This is a genomic window from Pseudomonas sp. MS19 (assembly GCF_013277615.1).
Taxonomy (GTDB): domain Bacteria; phylum Pseudomonadota; class Gammaproteobacteria; order Pseudomonadales; family Pseudomonadaceae; genus Aquipseudomonas; species Aquipseudomonas marincola.
In genome coordinates, this window is the sequence record NZ_VBTO01000013.1 from 312,871 (window position 1) to 328,853 (window position 15,983).

Sequence of the window (15,983 nt, forward strand, 5' to 3'; positions counted from 1 at the left end):
ATGGTAAATACCTTTGGACTGTCTGGCATTGAATGGATTGGGCCGGTTGAACTCTAGTCGAGCACAATCCAGTCATAACGAATCGACACTTTAACCTGCAGCGGCTCGGCAATCACGGCCTCGCGGCGCTCGGCACTGGCGCGCCAGCCATGCGGGGTCATTGCCAGCAAGTTGGCGCGGTCAGCACTGTGTTGCAATTGCAGCTCGAACTCCAGCACTTCGCTGTGCGCCAGGCGCATGCCTTGCGGAATCAGTTCCAGATGCTTCTGGTCATCGTAGTCGCGCACCTCGTCGTAGAGTTTTTCGCGCAACTGCATCAGGTGTTCACGCGTTGGCCCCATGCGCAGCAAACCGCCGCCGGGTGAGAGCAGGCGCTTGGCTTCCTGCCAGTCGAGCGGGCTGAAAACGCTGGCGAGCAACTGGCACGATGCATCAGCTAAAGGCACCCGCGCCATGCTCGCCACCAGCCACTCAACCGCGGGCGCTCGGCGGCACGCACGCTTTACCGCCTCGCGCGAGATATCCAGCGCGTAGCCTTGTGCTTGCGGCAATAGCTCGGCTATCTGTGCGGTGTAATAACCTTCACCGCAGCCAATATCCAGCCACTGCTGTGGCGCATAGCTGGCGGCCAGTTCGGCCAGGCGCTTGGCCAGCGGGGCATAGTGACCGGCTTCCAGAAAGTCGCGGCGTGCGGCAACCATCGCGGCATTATCGCCCGGGTCGCGACTGTTCTTGTGCTGCACCGGCAACAGATTCAGATAGCCCTGACGCGCCCGGTCGAAGCGGTGGTTGGCCGGGCAGGCGACGCCGTTATCCACAGCGCTGAGCGCGCCGTGGCAGATCGGGCAAATGAGGCTTGAACGGCTCTGGCTCATGTCAGCAGATTGACCAGCGTCTGGTAGTAGATTTCGGTCAGCAGGTCGAGGTCGCTGGCGAGTACGCGCTCGTTGACCTGATGAATTGTTGCGTTGACCGGCCCGAGCTCGACCACCTGAGCGCCCATGGTGGCAATGAAACGCCCATCGGACGTGCCGCCGCTGGTGCTGGCGCGGGTTTCCTGACCGGTTACGCTGCGCACGCTATCGCTCACGGCATCCAGCAAAGCGCCTGGCTCGGTGAGAAACGGCAGGCCGGAAAGTGCCCACTCAAGGTGATAGTCGAGTTCGTGCTTGTCGAGGATCTCGCGAACACGCTGCTGCAAGCCTTCAACGGTCGACTCGGTCGAGAAACGGAAGTTGAAGATGGTACGCAGCTCGCCCGGAATAACGTTGGTCGCGCCGGTGCCAGAGTTGACATTGGAGATCTGGAAACTGGTCGGCGGGAAGAAGTCGTTGCCGTCATCCCAATGTTCGGCAGCCAGTTCGGCCAGCGCCGGAGCCGCCAGATGGATCGGGTTCTTGGCCAGATGCGGATAAGCCACGTGGCCTTGGACGCCGTTAACCGTGAGGGTGCAGCCGAGCGAGCCACGACGGCCATTTTTGACCACGTCGCCGACTTTGGAAGTGCTCGAGGGTTCACCCACAATGCACCAGTCCATGCGCTCGCCACGGTCCATCAGGCGTTCGACCACGGCCTTGGTGCCGTGATGCGCCGGGCCTTCTTCGTCGCTGGTGATCAGGAAGGCGATGCCGCCTTTGTGCTGCGGATGATCGGCAATAAAGCGCTCGACCGCGACAATCATCGAGGCCAGGCTGCCTTTCATGTCTGCGGCGCCACGGCCGCAAAGCATGCCTTGCTCGTCGATCAGCGCATCGAACGGCTGGTGCTGCCACGCCTGCACCGGGCCTGTCGGCACCACGTCGGTGTGGCCGGCGAAGCAAAGCACCGGGCCGGTTTTTGAGTGACCGTGAGTGGCCCAGAAGTTATCGACTTCCTCGATGCGCATCGGCTCTACGTTGAAGCCAATGTCGGCCAGGCGGCGCATCATCAACTCTTGGCAGCCTTCATCGACCGGCGTCACGGAAGGGCGACGAATCAGATCGCAGGCAAGTTCGAGGGTCGGGGTCAGGGTGGTCATTACGACTCCAGGGCAACGGTCAGCAGAAAGGCCGACATCTTAAAGCAAAACGGCGGCCATTGGCCGCCGAAACTGCTGATCTGCATGCACCTTGCACTGCAAGCAGGTTATTCAGGCTTAAGCCGGGGCGGTCTCGGGCGCCTCGTCTTCCTTGGGTTTGGGCAAGGAAGACAGCATCGCCATGATCAGCGCCGCCAGATACGGCAGTGACTGCACCAACAATGTGGTGATCCAGAACTTCACGTCTGCGCTTGGCAGCCCCTGAACCAGCGCAATACCTGCCGCTGCGCCCCAGAGCAGGAGCATCAGGAAAACCTCCTCACGTGCCTCGGCCAGCGCCACCATAAAGCCATGGCTGCTGCGCATCTTCGGTGTCCGGAAGAACGGAATGCTGGTGGTGAACGCTCCGTACAGCACGGCTTTGGCAATGGTGTGGGACAACGCCAGACCGGCCACGGCGGCGCAGAAGGCGTCCTTCAGGTTGACCCCGACATTACGCTGGTAAAGGAACAGGATCTTGCCGATCTTGAACACAAACAACGCCAGTGGCGGGATTGCGAAAATCAACAGTGGCGGGTCAACTCGTTGCGGCACGATGATCATTGCCGCCGACCAGAGCAGGGCACCGGCGGTGAAGAAGATGTTCAGGCCATCGGCAATCCACGGCAACCAGCCCGCAATAAAGTGATAACGCTGGCCGCGCTTGAGCGTCGAGTCACGGCCAAACAAGCTCTTGGCGTGGCCTTTCATGATCTGGATGGCGCCATACGACCAACGGAAGCGCTGCTTCTTGTAGTCGATAAAGGTGTCGGGCATCAGGCCCTTGCCATAACTGTCGTAGGCATACGCGGCTTGATAGCCCTTCTCGAACACACGCAGACCCAGCTCGGCGTCTTCGCAGATGGTCCAGTCGGCCCACTGCAGTTCATCCATCACCTTGCGCCGGATCATGGTCATGGTGCCGTGCTGAATGATCGCGTTGCGGTCGTTGCGCGTGACCATGCCGATATGGAAAAAGCCTTTGTATTCGGCGTAGCAAAGCTTCTTGAAGGTGCTTTCAGTGCCGTCGCGGTAATCCTGCGGCGACTGCACCACGGCAATGCTCGGGTCGGCAAAGTGCGGCACCATGTGCTTGAGCCAGTTCGGGTCTACGCAGTAGTCCGAGTCGATCACGGCCACCACTTCAGCGTCTGGCGCGGTGTGCGGCAGAATGTAGTTGAGTGCGCCGCCCTTGAAGCCTGCAAGTGGTGCGACGTGGAAGAACCTGAAACGCGGGCCCAGTTGTTCGCAATACGCCTGCACCGGTTCCCACACCGCCGGGTCCTTGGTGTTGTTGTCGATCAGCAACACTTCAAAATCCGGATAATCGAGGCGTGCGAGGGCGTCGAGGGTCTGTTTGACCATCTCCGGCGGCTCGTTGTAACACGGCACATGAATCGACACTTTGGGACGGTAATCAGACTCGCCCACAATCGGCCTGAAAGGACGCCGGCGCACGCGTGTCCAAACGGCTTCGGCCAGCTCATGGGCCTCGGTGAGCAACACAATAAACACGCCGAGCGCGCCGACGCCCAGCAACAGGCCGACCGTCAGGCTGAACCAAGTACTGTATTGCTGGCTGTAGTCGTAGCCGATCCACACCAGCGCCGAACCGCCGGCAAAGGCTACAAAGGTCAGGAAGGTCCGGCCGTTCTGGCGCAGGGCGCTGCCGTCGATCAGCAGCAGGGCGAGCGACAGCAAGGCCATGACCACAGAACCAATCGCCAGCAGACGCCACTGGGGAATCGCCACGACTGGCCCGGTCAGGTTGAATTTGGGGTTTCGATCAAGGTTGTACACGCCCCAATAGGCGCCCACTGAGCCTTCATCGCTGATTTTCCACGGCTGGTCGAACGCCTCGATCACGAAGTAGCTGTAGCCCTTGGCGTTGAGTGTATTGACCAGGGTGCGCAGATAAATGGCCTGATCCGCCTGGCTGGCATCGGCGCCGCCACGCATGCGGCCGTTACTCGGCCAGCCCACTTCGGAAAGCAGCAGCGGCTTTTTCGGGAACAGGTTTTTCAGGTCTCGGGCACGCTCAAGCACGAACTCGGTCGAGTCCTTCATGGGAATAAATTCCCAGTAAGGCAGCACGTGCGCGGCAATCAGATCGGAATGCTGGCCAAGCTCGGGGTACTTCTCCCAGATGTGCCACTGCTCGGAGGTGGTCACCGGTACTTTGACTTTGCTGCGCACGTAATCGAGGTATTCGATCAGCTTGTCGGCGGTGATTTCCTCACGGAACAAGGCCTCGTTTCCCACCACAACCCGCACGACGCTGCGCGATGTGTTTGCCAGCTCGATCGCACGGGCGATCTCGCGGGCATTGCGCACCTCATCAGTACTGATCCAGATGCCCAAAGTGACGCGCAGGCCGAACTCTTCGGCCAGTCGTGGGATGTCAGCTAACGTACCGTCGACCGAATAGGTGCGGATGTTATCGGTGTGCTTGGAGAGCAGCTCAAGGTCGGAGCGGATCTCTTCATCGTTCGGGTAGGTATTGTTCTGCGGATCTTGCCCCTGGCGAAATGGCGAGAAGGAGAATCCGGATATCTGTTCGGGCCAGTCCGGTGCCGTAACGGGGCGGTTATACAGCGCCCAGATACCGGAAAACAGAGCGGCAATTGCCAGTACAACAACCAGGTTGAGACCAAATTTGCGCGATGGCATGGTGTTTTCAAATTCCGCAGAAAGTAGCAGAAGGGAGCAGGGAGAATCCGGCGAACGCCGGTTGGCGCGCATCCTACTCTCACCCAGGCAGGCTGTATAGCCTGCGTATGCACTGCTCCCAAAGGCAATATTTAACGATGAAGGTTAGAGCGTCGCGTTTGCAATGAGTTCGAAATTTCCTACACCTAACTTCCTGCCCGTAATAAGCGGCGGCGCGTTTAGCTGCTGGCTGATTACGGCTTATCTACCAGCGGGCTTGGGGGTTTGCGTTGAGCTTTCTATAATGCGCGCCTGCATTCAATAGCCGCCTTCAGGGGACAGTAATGACGTTCGACCCACAACGCTTCGGCGGTATCGCCAGACTCTATGGCCAGCAAGGTGCTGAGCGTCTATTGGCGGCGCACGTGGCCGTGGTCGGGATTGGCGGCGTTGGCTCGTGGGCGGCCGAAGCCTTGGCGCGCTCGGGCGTGGGCGAGATTTCGTTGTTCGACCTCGATGACGTGTGCATCACCAACACCAATCGGCAAATCCACGCAATGGACGGCGCCGTCGGCAAGTCCAAGGTCGAGGTGATGGCCGAGCGGGTACGGGCGATCAATCCGGCGTGCAAGGTGCATGCGGTCACCGATTTCGTGACCCGTGAAACCATGGCCGAGTACATCACCGAAGACATGGATGCGGTCATTGACTGCATCGACAGTGTTAACGCCAAGGCGGCGCTGATTTCGTGGTGCAAGCGGCGCAAGATTCAAATCGTCACCACGGGCGGTGCCGGTGGCCAGATTGATCCGACGCAGATTCGCGTGGGCGATCTGAACAAGACGTTCAACGACCCGCTGGCATCCAAAGTACGCTCAACATTGCGCCGTGATTACAGCTTCTCGCGCACTCAGGGGCGTAATTACAGCGTGCCGTGCGTGTTCTCAACCGAGCAATTACGCTACCCGCTGCCCAATGGATCGATGTGCCTGAGCAAGAGCTTTGTCGGCGACGCCGTGGCCCTCGATTGTGCGGGCGGGCTTGGCGCGGCGATGATGGTGACGGCGACTTTCGGCATGGTCGCCGTGAGTAAAACCGTGGAGAAACTGGTGGAAGGCGTGCGCCGGCCATCCGAGCGGGTTAAGCCGAGCTGACCGCCAGCTGGTGCATGCGCTGCAGCACGGCGTTGAGGCCGTTGCTGCGCGAGGGTGACAATTGCCGTGACAGGCCGAGCTGATTAAACCAGTCGATCAGGTCGAGTTGCGCCAGTTCACCGGCAGACAAACCGTTGACCCGTACCAGCAACACGCTGAGCAGACCGCGCAACAGGCGGGCGTCGCTGCTGGCGTTGAACTGCCAGCTATCACCCTGTTGTTGCGCAACCAGCCAGACTTGGCTTTCGCAGCCATGCACGCGATTCTCTTCACAGAGTTGCGCGTCACTCAGCGGTTCGAGCCGCGCGCCCCATTGCATCAGCAGGCGCGCGCGTTGCTCCCAGCTACCGGCCGCCTGAAACGCGCTAAGCGCTTCGGCAGCAGAAGCGGGTAAGTTCTGCGGGCTCATTGCAGCAACTCCAGGGCCTGATCAAAGGCATTGAAGAAGCGCATCAAGTCGTTGCCGTTGTTGTACAAACCCAGTGACACACGGATCGCGCCCGTCTGGCCGAGGCTTTTCAGCAGCGGCATGGCGCAATGATGACCAACGCGCACCGCAATGCCTTGCTCGGTGAGCAGGTGGGCGAGGTCGGCGTTGTGCACGCCATCAACCACAAAGCTGACCAGCGCAACCTCGGGCTGGCCGAGAATTTTCACCTGCGGATACTGACTGAGGCCGGCAAGCAGCGCCTTATGCAGCGCCGCTTCATGCGCGGCGATGGCCGTTGGATTTTGCCCGCTCAGATAATCCAGCGCGGCGCCAAGGCCAATCACGCTGCTGATCGGTGGCGTGCCGGCCTCGAAGCCCAGCGGGGCCGGATTGAATTCCGCCGACTCAAAGGTTGCGCTGCGCACCATCTCGCCGCCGAACTGCCAATGGCGCAACTGCTGTAGAGCCTGCGCCTCACCAGAAATGACGCCGACGCCGTCCGGGCCGTAGAGTTTGTGGCTGGAGAAAACATAAAAGTCGCAGCCCAGTTGCTGCACATCGTGGCGGCCATGCACCACGCCCTGCGCGCCATCGACCACGGTGATTGCGCCGTGTGTTTTGCCGAGTTCGAGTAGCCGGGCCAAGGGCTGCCAGCCGCCCAGTACGTTAGAAAGCTGGGTCACGGCTAACAGACGGGTGCGCGGCCCGATTATTTCAGCGGCCTGTTGCAGGTCAATCTGGCCGTCGTCTGCCAGTGGCAGAACGTGCAGGGTGAGTTGCTTGCGCAGCGCCAGTTGTTGCCACGGCAGCAGGTTGGCGTGGTGTTCGGCTGCGCTGATGACGATCTCATCGCCCGCCTGAAACACATCCGCAAGGCCATAGGCCAGCAGATTGAAGGCTTCAGTTGCGCCATGAGTGAAAATGATTTGCGCCGGGTCCGGCGCATTCAACCACTGGCTGACTTTTTCCCGCGTGCCCTCAAACGCCCGCGTCGCACGTTCGCCCGGCACATGCTGGGCACGATGGACATTCGCCGCGCCATGCAGGTAATAGCCGGTGATTGCGTCGATTACGCTCTGCGGTTTTTGCGCGGTGGCCGCGCTGTCGAGGTAGGTCTGGTGCTCGGTTTCAAGCGCCAGAATCCCGGGGAAGTCGGCTCGCCAGGGGGAGTGCAAAGACATGTGGGTATCCAGACATTGGAGTCGCTAAAGACGAGCTTATACAGCGCTTCGTGTTTAAGCGACTCCCCGTAAGTCGCGCAGCCGCGCTTAGTTGTGCGCGTGCAGCGACTCGTTCAGCTCGATTGCGGACTTGTGCGTCTTGCACTCGACCGCGCCGCTCAGCGAGTTGCGACGGAACAACAGGTCGGGTTGGCCAGCCAGGTCGCGACCCTTGACCACTTTAACCAGATTGCCTTCGCCGTCGAGCAGGTTGATCTTGGTGCCGGCGGTCACGTACAGGCCCGCTTCAACGGTATTGCGATCACCCAGCGGGATGCCGATACCGGCGTTCGCGCCGATCAGGCAGCCTTCGCCGACCGAGATCACGATGTTGCCGCCGCCAGACAAAGTGCCCATGGTCGAGCAGCCGCCGCCAAGGTCGGAACCTTTGCCCACGAATACGCCAGCCGATACACGGCCTTCGATCATGCCCGGGCCTGCGGTGCCGGCGTTGAAGTTGACGAAACCTTCGTGCATGACGGTGGTGCCTTCGCCAATGTAGGCGCCCAGACGGATGCGCGAGCTGTCGGCGATGCGCACACCTTTCGGCACGATGTAGTCGGTCATTTTCGGGAACTTGTCGACCGAGAACACTTCCAGCAGCTCGCCGCGCAGACGCGCTTCGAGTTGACGCTCAGCCAGCTCGGCCAGATCGATTGCGCCCTGGCTGGTCCATGCCACGTTTGGCAGCAGCGGGAAGATGCCGCTGAGGTTGACGCCGTGCGGCTGCACCAGACGGTGCGACAGCAGGTGCAGCTTGAGGTAGGCCTCAGGCGTGCTGGTTGGCGATGAGTCTTCGGCCAGGAAGGTCGCGACCAGTGGGTTGTTGCTCTCGGCCAGACGGGTCAGCAGGGCGCTTTGCACTTCGTCTACGCTTTTCAGGGCTTCAGCCAGTTGCGCCGCTTGCTGATTGGTGAACGCAATGGCCTGATTGCCGCCATCGTAGCCGAGCTTTTCGGCGGCCTTGGCAACCAGTTCTTCGCTCGGGTTGAGCAGTGGCTGTGCATAGAAGACTTCGAGCCAGTTGCTCTGACGATTTTGCGTACCGACCCCGAAGGCCAGGCTGAATAGTGAGTTGCTCATGTTTATCTTCCTTACAGCGAATTCAATGTGTGGCGCGTGGGGTTATTCAGTCGGTGTCATGCCTGTGCATGACACCTGGCCTTATGCCATTTCTGCGGCGTAAAGCTCGGGTTTGAAACCCACCAGCGTTTTAGTGCCCAAATCCAACACAGGGCGTTTGATCATCGAAGGTTGGGCCATCATTAATTCGATGGCCTTGCTCTGGTCGAGGTCGCTTTTCTGCGCATCGTCCAGTTTGCGAAAAGTCGTGCCGGCACGGTTGAGGATTTTTTCCCAACCATGTTCATCACACCACTTTTGCAGGTTTTCGCGGTCGATACCGACGGCTTTGTAATCGTGAAACTGGTAGCTGACCTGATGCTCGTCGAGCCAGGTCCGGGCTTTCTTCATGGTGTCACAAGCTTTGATGCCAAACAGCGTGTTAGTCATACAGACAGACCCTTAACAAAAGTGCGAATCCGTTCGGCGGCTTCAATGCACTCCGCCAGTGGAGCAACCAGCGCCATACGAATGCGGTAGGCGCCTGGATTATTACCCTCAACCTGACGCGACAAATAAGAACCTGGCACGACCGTCACGTGTTGCTGGGCGAACAGGTCACGGGTGAAGGTTTCATCATCCACCGGGGTTTTCGCCCACAGGTAAAAACCACCGTCCGGGCGCTTTACATCGAGTACATCCTTGAGAATTTCAAGTACGGCGTCGAATTTTTCCCGGTACAGGTCGCGATTGGCCAGCACGTGCGCCTCATCTTCCCATGCAGCAATGCTCGCGCGTTGGGTTTGCACCGGCATCGCGCAGCCGTGATAGGTACGGTACAGCAGGAAAGATTTCAAAATGTCGGCGTCACCGGCGACAAAGCCAGAACGCAGGCCTGGCAGATTGGAGCGCTTGGACAGGCTGTGGAAGACCACGCAGCGCTTGAAGTCATTACGGCCCAACTCGGCGCAGGCGGTCAACAGACCTGCGGGTGGGTTGCTCTCATCAAAATACAACTCGCTGTAGCACTCGTCGCTGGCAATCACAAAGTCATGCTCATCGGCCAGCGCGATCAACTGCTTGAGTACCGGCAGCGGGATAAGCGCGCCTGTCGGGTTGCCGGGCGAGCAGAGGAACAAGATCTGGCAACGCTGCCAGGTCTCGGCGCTGACTTTGGAGAAGTCAGGGTTGAAGCCATGATCTTCAAGGCACGGCAGGTAATGCGGCTGGGCGCCGGCCAGCAGGGCGGCGCCTTCGTAGATTTGGTAGAACGGGTTGGGGCTGATTACCAGGCCCGGGAGCGCGTCGGGGCCTTGCGCACGCTTGACCACGGTTTGGGTAAACGCGAACAACGCCTCACGGGTGCCGTTGACCGGCAGCACGTGGCGCGCCGGATCGAGCGCGCCGGCGGTCAGGTTGAAGCGACGCGTGGCCCAGTTGGCGATGGCTTCGCGCAGTGCCGCAATGCCCAGCGTAGTCGGGTAGACCGCCAGTTGGTCGAGGTTGCTGCTCAGGGCCTCGGCGACAAATGCCGGGCTGCGGTGCTTGGGCTCGCCAATGGAAAGCGCAATCGGCGCTTTGTCGGCATTCGGCTGAACACTGCCAAGCAGGGCGCGGAGCTTTTCAAACGGGTAGGGTTGCAGCTGGTTTAACGCGTCGTTCATGTGGGCTTCCTGAAACTTAAACACTGGCTGCGCGGGCCAACGATTTCTTGCGAATAAAAGTTAAATAGAGATCCGGTTGGGTTCGCTCATATGACCACTGGCTTCGGACAGCTGCGAGATTATCGTCTCTTGCAGGCGCATGCATAAGTCCGGGTCAGAGAGCGGCATGTTGTTGGCGTCGGTGACGAAGAACACGTCTTCTACCCGCTCGCCAAGGGTGGCAATCTTGGCGTTCTGCAACGACAGGTCGAAGTCGAGGAAGATCCCGCCAATCCGTGCCAGCAGGCCTGGCCGGTCCGGCGCCGTCAGTTCGAGTATGGTCACCGGGCGCTGTGCATCGTTATGGATGGTCACGCGCGGCGCAAAGTCGAAGTGCTTGAGCTGACGCGGTACGCGACGCTGAATGATATTCGGGTATTCGTCGGGGTTGATCAGTGCGTCGATCAGGCCCTGACGGATCTGCTTGATACGCGCCGGATTGTCGCCAATCGAGCTGCCATCGCCTTCAAGGACGATATAGGTGTCGAGGGTGAACTGGCTGGTCGAGGTCAGAATCCGCGCATCATGAATATTCAGGTTGAGCTGGGCCATGGCCGCTACGGTTACCGCGAAGAAGTCGTGCTGATCCTGCGCGTAGATGAATATCTGCGTGCCGCCTTCGAACTCGCGCTGGGTGGTTTCCTTGATCAACACCAGCGGGTTGCTGTCGTTGCCGTGCTGGATGATCGCTTCGGTGTGCCAGGCCACGTCATTGGCGGTGTGGCGCAGGAAGTAGTCATCTCCCAATTGCGACCACAGATGCTCCGCCTCATCAGAGTCGGTGCCGGTGCGTACCAGAATGTCCAGTGCTGCCGTTTGCGTCAGGCGGATCTGCTCTTCGCGCTCCAGACGGTTCTCAAGGCCACGGCGCAGTGCACGCTTGGTCTCGGTATACAGTTGGCGCAACAGGCTCGCGCGCCAGGAGTTCCAGAGCGTCGGGTTGGTCGCGTTGATGTCGGCGATGGTCAGCACATACAGGTAGTCGAGATGGGTTTCATCGCCGACATGCAGGGCAAAGTCGTGGATTACCTGCGGGTCAGAAAGGTCTTTGCGCTGGGCAGTGGTCGACATCACCAAATGGCTCTGCACCAGCCATGTCACCAGTTTCGAGTCCCATGTTGGCAATTGGTGGCGCTGGCAGAATGCCTCGGCATCGACAGCGCCCAGCTCGGAGTGATCGCCGCCACGGCCCTTGCCGATATCGTGATAAAGCCCGGCGATGTAGATCAGCTCGGGTTTTGGCAGTTTGTCGATCAGCTTGCTCGCCAGCGGGAATTTCTCGGCAAGCTCGGGCCACTTGAACTTACGCAGGTGCTTGATCAGGTTGAGCGTGTGCGCATCGACCGTGAAAATATGGAACAGGTCGTGTTGCATTTGTCCGACAATCAGGCCGAACTCGGGCAGGTAACGGCCAAGAATGCCGTAGCGGTTCATGCGGCGCAGATTGCGGTGGATACCGGAACTGCTTTTGAACAGCTCGATAAACAGGCTGGTGTTGCGAATGTCGTTGCGAAACTCATCGTCGATCAGGTGTTGATGATCGCGCAGCAAACGGATGGTATCGGCTTTGACGCCCTTGATATCCGGGTGCTGGGCCATCAGCACGAAGATTTCCATGATCGCGAAAGGCGTGCGTTTGAAGACGTTGGGGTGGGTGACCTCGATATAACCGTCGCGCAACTGGAAGCGGCTATTGATCGGTGTCGCCGGGCCCGACTCGCCCGCCCGCAGGATTTGCTCTTCGAAGTGCTGCTTGATCAGGTCGCTGAGTTCGGCGATGCCCATGACCACGCGGTAGTACTTCTGCATGAACTGCTCAATGCCGCGCTTGCTTTCATTCGTCGTATAACCGAGCAGCTCAGCAATTTGCGTCTGGTGATCAAACAACAGCCGATCTTCGGCGCGGCCTGCCAGCATGTGCAGGGCGTAGCGCACCTTCCACAAAAACTCCTGGCTGGACGCGAGCATGTTGTATTCGGTTTTCAGCAGGAAGTCCTGATCGACCATGGACTGCAGATTGAGCGTGCCGAAGTGCCGGCGGGCGACCCAGAGAATGTTCTGGATATCGCGCAAGCCGCCCGGCGAGCCTTTGACGTTGGGCTCAAGGTTGTATTCGGTGTCGTTGTACTTGGCGTGGCGCGCGCGTTGCTCTTTACGCTTGGCCAGAAAGAATTCGTTGCTCGGCCACATCTGCTCGGTATTGGTCACCTGTTGCATGCGCTGGCGCAAGCGTTCCGGGCCGGCAATGGTGCGGCTTTCCATCAGGTTGGTGATGACGGTCAGGTCGGCGCGAGCTTCGCTGGCGCATTCATCCACTGAGCGCACGCTCTGGCCCACTTCCAGGCCGATGTCCCAGAGCAGGGTGAGGAAGCGCTCAATCGGGTCGCGGAAGGTTTCGTGGTCGGCGCAGTCGAGTAGAATCAGCAGGTCGATGTCGGAGTGCGGGTGCAGTTCGCCCCGGCCGTAGCCGCCCACAGCGAGCAGGGCGATATCGGCATCTTCGCTCCACTCCAGCCGACCCCAGGCCTCAAGCAGGATCTGGTCAATAAACCAGGCGCGGTCCTCGATCAGCCGGCGAATCTCGCGGCCCGCCATGAAGCGGGCGTCGAGGACTTCGTTGGCACGGCGGATAACTTTCTTGAAGGCTGCAATCGGGCTGGATTTCAATGCCAGTTCGGCTTTGAACTGGCCGCGATCAAACAGTTCGGGATCTACCTGCGGCATACTGCATCCTTCATGGTTACGGCCGTGCTGGCGGATTAGGCTGACGTGCGTGGCAGGGTGTCATCGCTGCGCAGGGTGAAAATCTCGTAGCCATCGGCAGTCACCAGAATGGTGTGTTCCCACTGGGCCGAGAGCTTGCGGTCCTTGGTGATTGCCGTCCAGCCATCACCCAGCAGGCGCGTTTCGGCGCGGCCCTGATTGATCATCGGCTCGATGGTGAAGGTCATGCCTTCTTTGAGTTCCATGCCCGTGCCGGCGCGACCGTAATGCAGAACCTGCGGCTCTTCGTGGAACACCGCGCCAATGCCGTGGCCGCAATATTCGCGGACTACGCTGAAACCGTTTTTCTCGGCGTGCTTCTGGATCACTTCGCCAATATCGCCCAGGCGGGTGCCCGGCTTGACGATTTCGATACCTTTATACATGCACTCTTGGGTGACCTGCGCCAGGCGCTCGGCCCACTCGGCAACCTTGCCCACCATGAACATCTTGCTGGTGTCGCCGTGATAGCCGTCCTTGATCACCGTGATGTCGATGTTCAGTACGTCGCCTTCTTTAAGCGGCTTCTCGTTGGGAATGCCGTGGCAGACCACGTGGTTGATCGAGGTGCAGATCGACTTGGGAAAACCGCGATAGTTGAGCGGGGCAGGGATGGCCTGCTGCACGTTCACTATATAGTCATGACAAATGCGGTCGAGTTCTTCAGTGGTGACGCCCGGCTTGACGTGCTCACCAATCATCTCGAGCACTTCGGCGGCCAGACGGCCAGCGATGCGCATTTTTTCGATTTCCTCGGGCGTTTTGATGGTCACGGTCATGTGGGCTCTCGCGGTCAAGCTGAAAAAAGAGGTCTATGGTAACAGTTCTAGTCGCCAAGCTATAAGCCGTAAACACGCGGCGGCGAACCGTCCGGCCTGCTGCGGCATAGTTGGCGGGTTGTGTTGCTGCCGTTAAACAGGGCTGGCCGGTCCGGTGTATTGGCGGCGTCGGCGTATTTGCCACCCGCCTTAGGTCGGGCAATGGGTTGATCTGATTGCTGATAGGTGTAGCTTAGATCGGGTTGTTGTGGTATAAAACGCGCCGCTTTACGGGCTGTCTGTCTGTAGAGCACTAACCCACACACGTATCGACACGATTTCCTGGGTGCCTTTTGCCACGTGCAAGGGTTGGAGATTGGGATGCGTGGAGGCCTAACCCGACTTATTAAGGAACGACAATGTCCCAAGTCAATATGCGCGATATGCTGAAGGCCGGTGTGCACTTCGGCCACCAGACCCGTTACTGGAACCCGAAAATGGGCAAGTTCATTTTCGGCTCGCGTAACAAGATTCACATCATCAACCTTGAAAAAACCCTGCCAATGTTCAACGACGCGCTGTCGTTCGTTGAGAAACTGGCTGCTGGTAAAAACAAGATTCTGTTCGTTGGTACCAAGCGTTCTGCTGGCAAGATCGTTCGCGAAGAAGCTGCTCGTTGCAACTCTCCGTTCGTCGATCACCGCTGGTTGGGCGGCATGCTCACCAACTACAAAACCATCCGTGCTTCGATCAAGCGCCTGCGTGATCTGGAAACCCAGTCGCAAGACGGTACCTTCACCAAGCTGACCAAGAAAGAAGCCCTGATGCGCAGCCGTGATCTGGAAAAACTGGATCGCAGCCTGGGTGGTATCAAGGACATGGGCGGTCTGCCAGACGCCATGTTCGTAATCGACGTTGATCACGAGCGCATTGCTATCACCGAAGCCAACAAGCTGGGTATCCCGGTTATCGGCATCGTTGATACCAACAGCAGCCCTGAAGGTGTTGACTACATCATCCCAGGTAACGACGACGCAATCCGCGCTATCCAGCTGTACATGGGCGCATTTGCTGACGCAGTTATCCGTGGCCGCAGCAACGCTAACGGTGGCACTGAGGAATTCGTCGCAGAAGCCCCGGCAGCTGAAGCCGCTCAAGGCTAAGCAGTAACCGCCTGCGTTACTCGCTGCGCGAAAAGGGGGCTTGGCCCCCTTTTTGCCACTTATAGAATTGATTGCCCTGTGATGGGGTGAACTGGTTGAAGACCTACCAAGAGGATTTTCAAAATGGCAGAGATTACTGCAGCCCTGGTTAAAGAACTGCGTGAGCGTACTGGCCAAGGCATGATGGACTGCAAAAAAGCCCTGACTGCTGCTGGTGGCGACATTGAGAAAGCCATCGACGACATGCGCGCAGCAGGTTCGATCAAGGCCGCCAAGAAAGCCGGTAACATCGCAGCTGAAGGCTCTATCGCCGTTAAAGTTGCTGATGACAACAAGCGTGCTCTGATCATCGAAGTTAACGCTCAGACCGACTTCCTGGCTCTGCAAGACGACTTCAAAGGCTTCGTTGCTAACAGCATCGACAAGGCTTTCGCTGAGAACATCACTGACGTTGCTCAGTTGATCGCAGCTCAGGAAGCCGAGCGTGAAGCACTGGTTGTTAAAGTAGGCGAGAACGTCAACATCCGTCGTCTGGCGACTGTTGAGGCTGACGTTGTAGGTTCTTACCTGCACGGTCACCGCATCGGTGTTCTGGTTGCTCTGAAAGGCGGCGACGCTGAACTGGCTAAAGACGTTGCTATGCACGTTGCTGCCAGCAACCCGCAGTTCCTTAACCCTTCTGAAGTCTCTGAAGAAGCCATCGCCAAGGAAAAAGAAATATTCCTGGCGCTGAACGAAGAGAAGATCAAGGGCAAGCCTGCTGAAATCGTTGAGAAAATGACTGCTGGCCGTATCACCAAGTTCCTCGCTGAAGCGAGCTTGGTTGAACAGGCTTTCGTTAAAGACGACAGCGTTAAAGTTGGCGAGCTGGTTAAGAAAGCCGGTGCTGAAATCATCTCCTTCGTACGTTACGAAGTAGGTGAAGGCATCGACAAAGGCGAAACTGACTTCGCCGCTGAAGTAGCTGCTCAGTTGGCTGCCAGCAAGCAGTAATTAGCCCCCAAGGCTATTGCTAAAAAGAGGCT

At 58.8% G+C, this 15,983-nt stretch carries 13 protein-coding genes; 3 read left to right on the plus strand and 10 right to left on the minus strand.

Features of this window, described 5'->3' with window-relative positions:
- Positions 1-53: 53 nt before the first annotated feature.
- From FEZ62_RS14745 to FEZ62_RS14755, 3 genes are all read right to left on the minus strand, one after another.
- The gene (locus FEZ62_RS14745) at positions 54-875 is read right to left on the minus strand and encodes a putative RNA methyltransferase (RefSeq protein ID WP_172928537.1); all 822 of its coding nucleotides are present in this window, start codon (positions 873-875) and stop codon (positions 54-56) included.
- The gene (dapE, locus tag FEZ62_RS14750) at positions 872-2,017 is read right to left on the minus strand and encodes a succinyl-diaminopimelate desuccinylase (RefSeq protein WP_150547403.1); all 1,146 of its coding nucleotides are present in this window, start codon (positions 2,015-2,017) and stop codon (positions 872-874) included. Before dapE ends, FEZ62_RS14745 begins: the two co-directional genes overlap by 4 nt.
- 117 nt (positions 2,018-2,134) lie before the next feature.
- A complete protein-coding gene (locus tag FEZ62_RS14755; RefSeq protein WP_172928540.1) occupies positions 2,135-4,726 on the minus strand; it encodes a glycosyltransferase in 2,592 nt (863 codons plus the stop codon).
- Positions 4,727-5,049: 323 nt separating this feature from the next.
- Between FEZ62_RS14755 and tcdA the strand changes: the two genes are divergently transcribed.
- Positions 5,050-5,859: a tRNA cyclic N6-threonylcarbamoyladenosine(37) synthase TcdA gene (tcdA, locus tag FEZ62_RS14760; protein ID WP_090508905.1), complete on the plus strand. Its 810-nt coding sequence runs from the start codon at positions 5,050-5,052 to the stop codon at positions 5,857-5,859.
- On the opposite strand, the gene FEZ62_RS14765 is transcribed toward tcdA, so the two are convergent.
- The 7 genes from FEZ62_RS14765 to map form a co-directional block, all read right to left on the minus strand.
- Positions 5,846-6,268 carry a SufE family protein gene (locus FEZ62_RS14765; protein ID WP_172928542.1) on the minus strand — a complete coding sequence of 141 codons (423 nt, stop codon included), beginning with the start codon at positions 6,266-6,268 and terminating at the stop codon, positions 5,846-5,848. The two genes, tcdA and FEZ62_RS14765, sit on opposite strands and share 14 nt — an antisense overlap.
- Complete coding sequence (locus FEZ62_RS14770) at positions 6,265-7,470, minus strand: cysteine desulfurase (RefSeq protein WP_172928544.1); 1,206 nt, start codon at positions 7,468-7,470, stop codon at positions 6,265-6,267. Before FEZ62_RS14770 ends, FEZ62_RS14765 begins: the two co-directional genes overlap by 4 nt.
- An 87-nt stretch (positions 7,471-7,557) precedes the next feature.
- Positions 7,558-8,592: a 2,3,4,5-tetrahydropyridine-2,6-dicarboxylate N-succinyltransferase gene (gene dapD, locus FEZ62_RS14775; RefSeq protein WP_069899489.1), complete on the minus strand. Its 1,035-nt coding sequence runs from the start codon at positions 8,590-8,592 to the stop codon at positions 7,558-7,560.
- Positions 8,593-8,673: 81 nt separating this feature from the next.
- Complete coding sequence (locus tag FEZ62_RS14780; protein WP_069899488.1) at positions 8,674-9,021, minus strand: ArsC family reductase; 348 nt, start codon at positions 9,019-9,021, stop codon at positions 8,674-8,676.
- Positions 9,018-10,235, minus strand: a complete 1,218-nt coding sequence (dapC, locus tag FEZ62_RS14785; RefSeq protein WP_172928545.1) for a succinyldiaminopimelate transaminase — start codon at positions 10,233-10,235, stop codon at positions 9,018-9,020. Before dapC ends, FEZ62_RS14780 begins: the two co-directional genes overlap by 4 nt.
- Before the next feature lie 60 nt (positions 10,236-10,295).
- Entirely contained in the window at positions 10,296-12,998 is a 2,703-nt protein-coding gene (locus tag FEZ62_RS14790) for a [protein-PII] uridylyltransferase (protein WP_090508901.1), read from the minus strand.
- Between the two features lie 35 nt (positions 12,999-13,033).
- Entirely contained in the window at positions 13,034-13,816 is a 783-nt protein-coding gene (gene map / locus FEZ62_RS14795; RefSeq protein ID WP_069899485.1) for a type I methionyl aminopeptidase, read from the minus strand.
- A gap of 398 nt (positions 13,817-14,214) precedes the next feature.
- Between map and rpsB the strand changes: the two genes are divergently transcribed.
- Positions 14,215-14,958, plus strand: coding sequence for a 30S ribosomal protein S2 (gene rpsB, locus FEZ62_RS14800; protein ID WP_069899484.1), 744 nt, complete (start codon positions 14,215-14,217; stop codon positions 14,956-14,958).
- Positions 14,959-15,081: 123 nt separating this feature from the next.
- Positions 15,082-15,951 (plus strand): translation elongation factor Ts, encoded by an 870-nt coding sequence (gene tsf, locus FEZ62_RS14805; RefSeq protein ID WP_069899483.1) that lies wholly within the window; start codon positions 15,082-15,084, stop codon positions 15,949-15,951.
- Positions 15,952-15,983 lie beyond the last annotated feature (32 nt).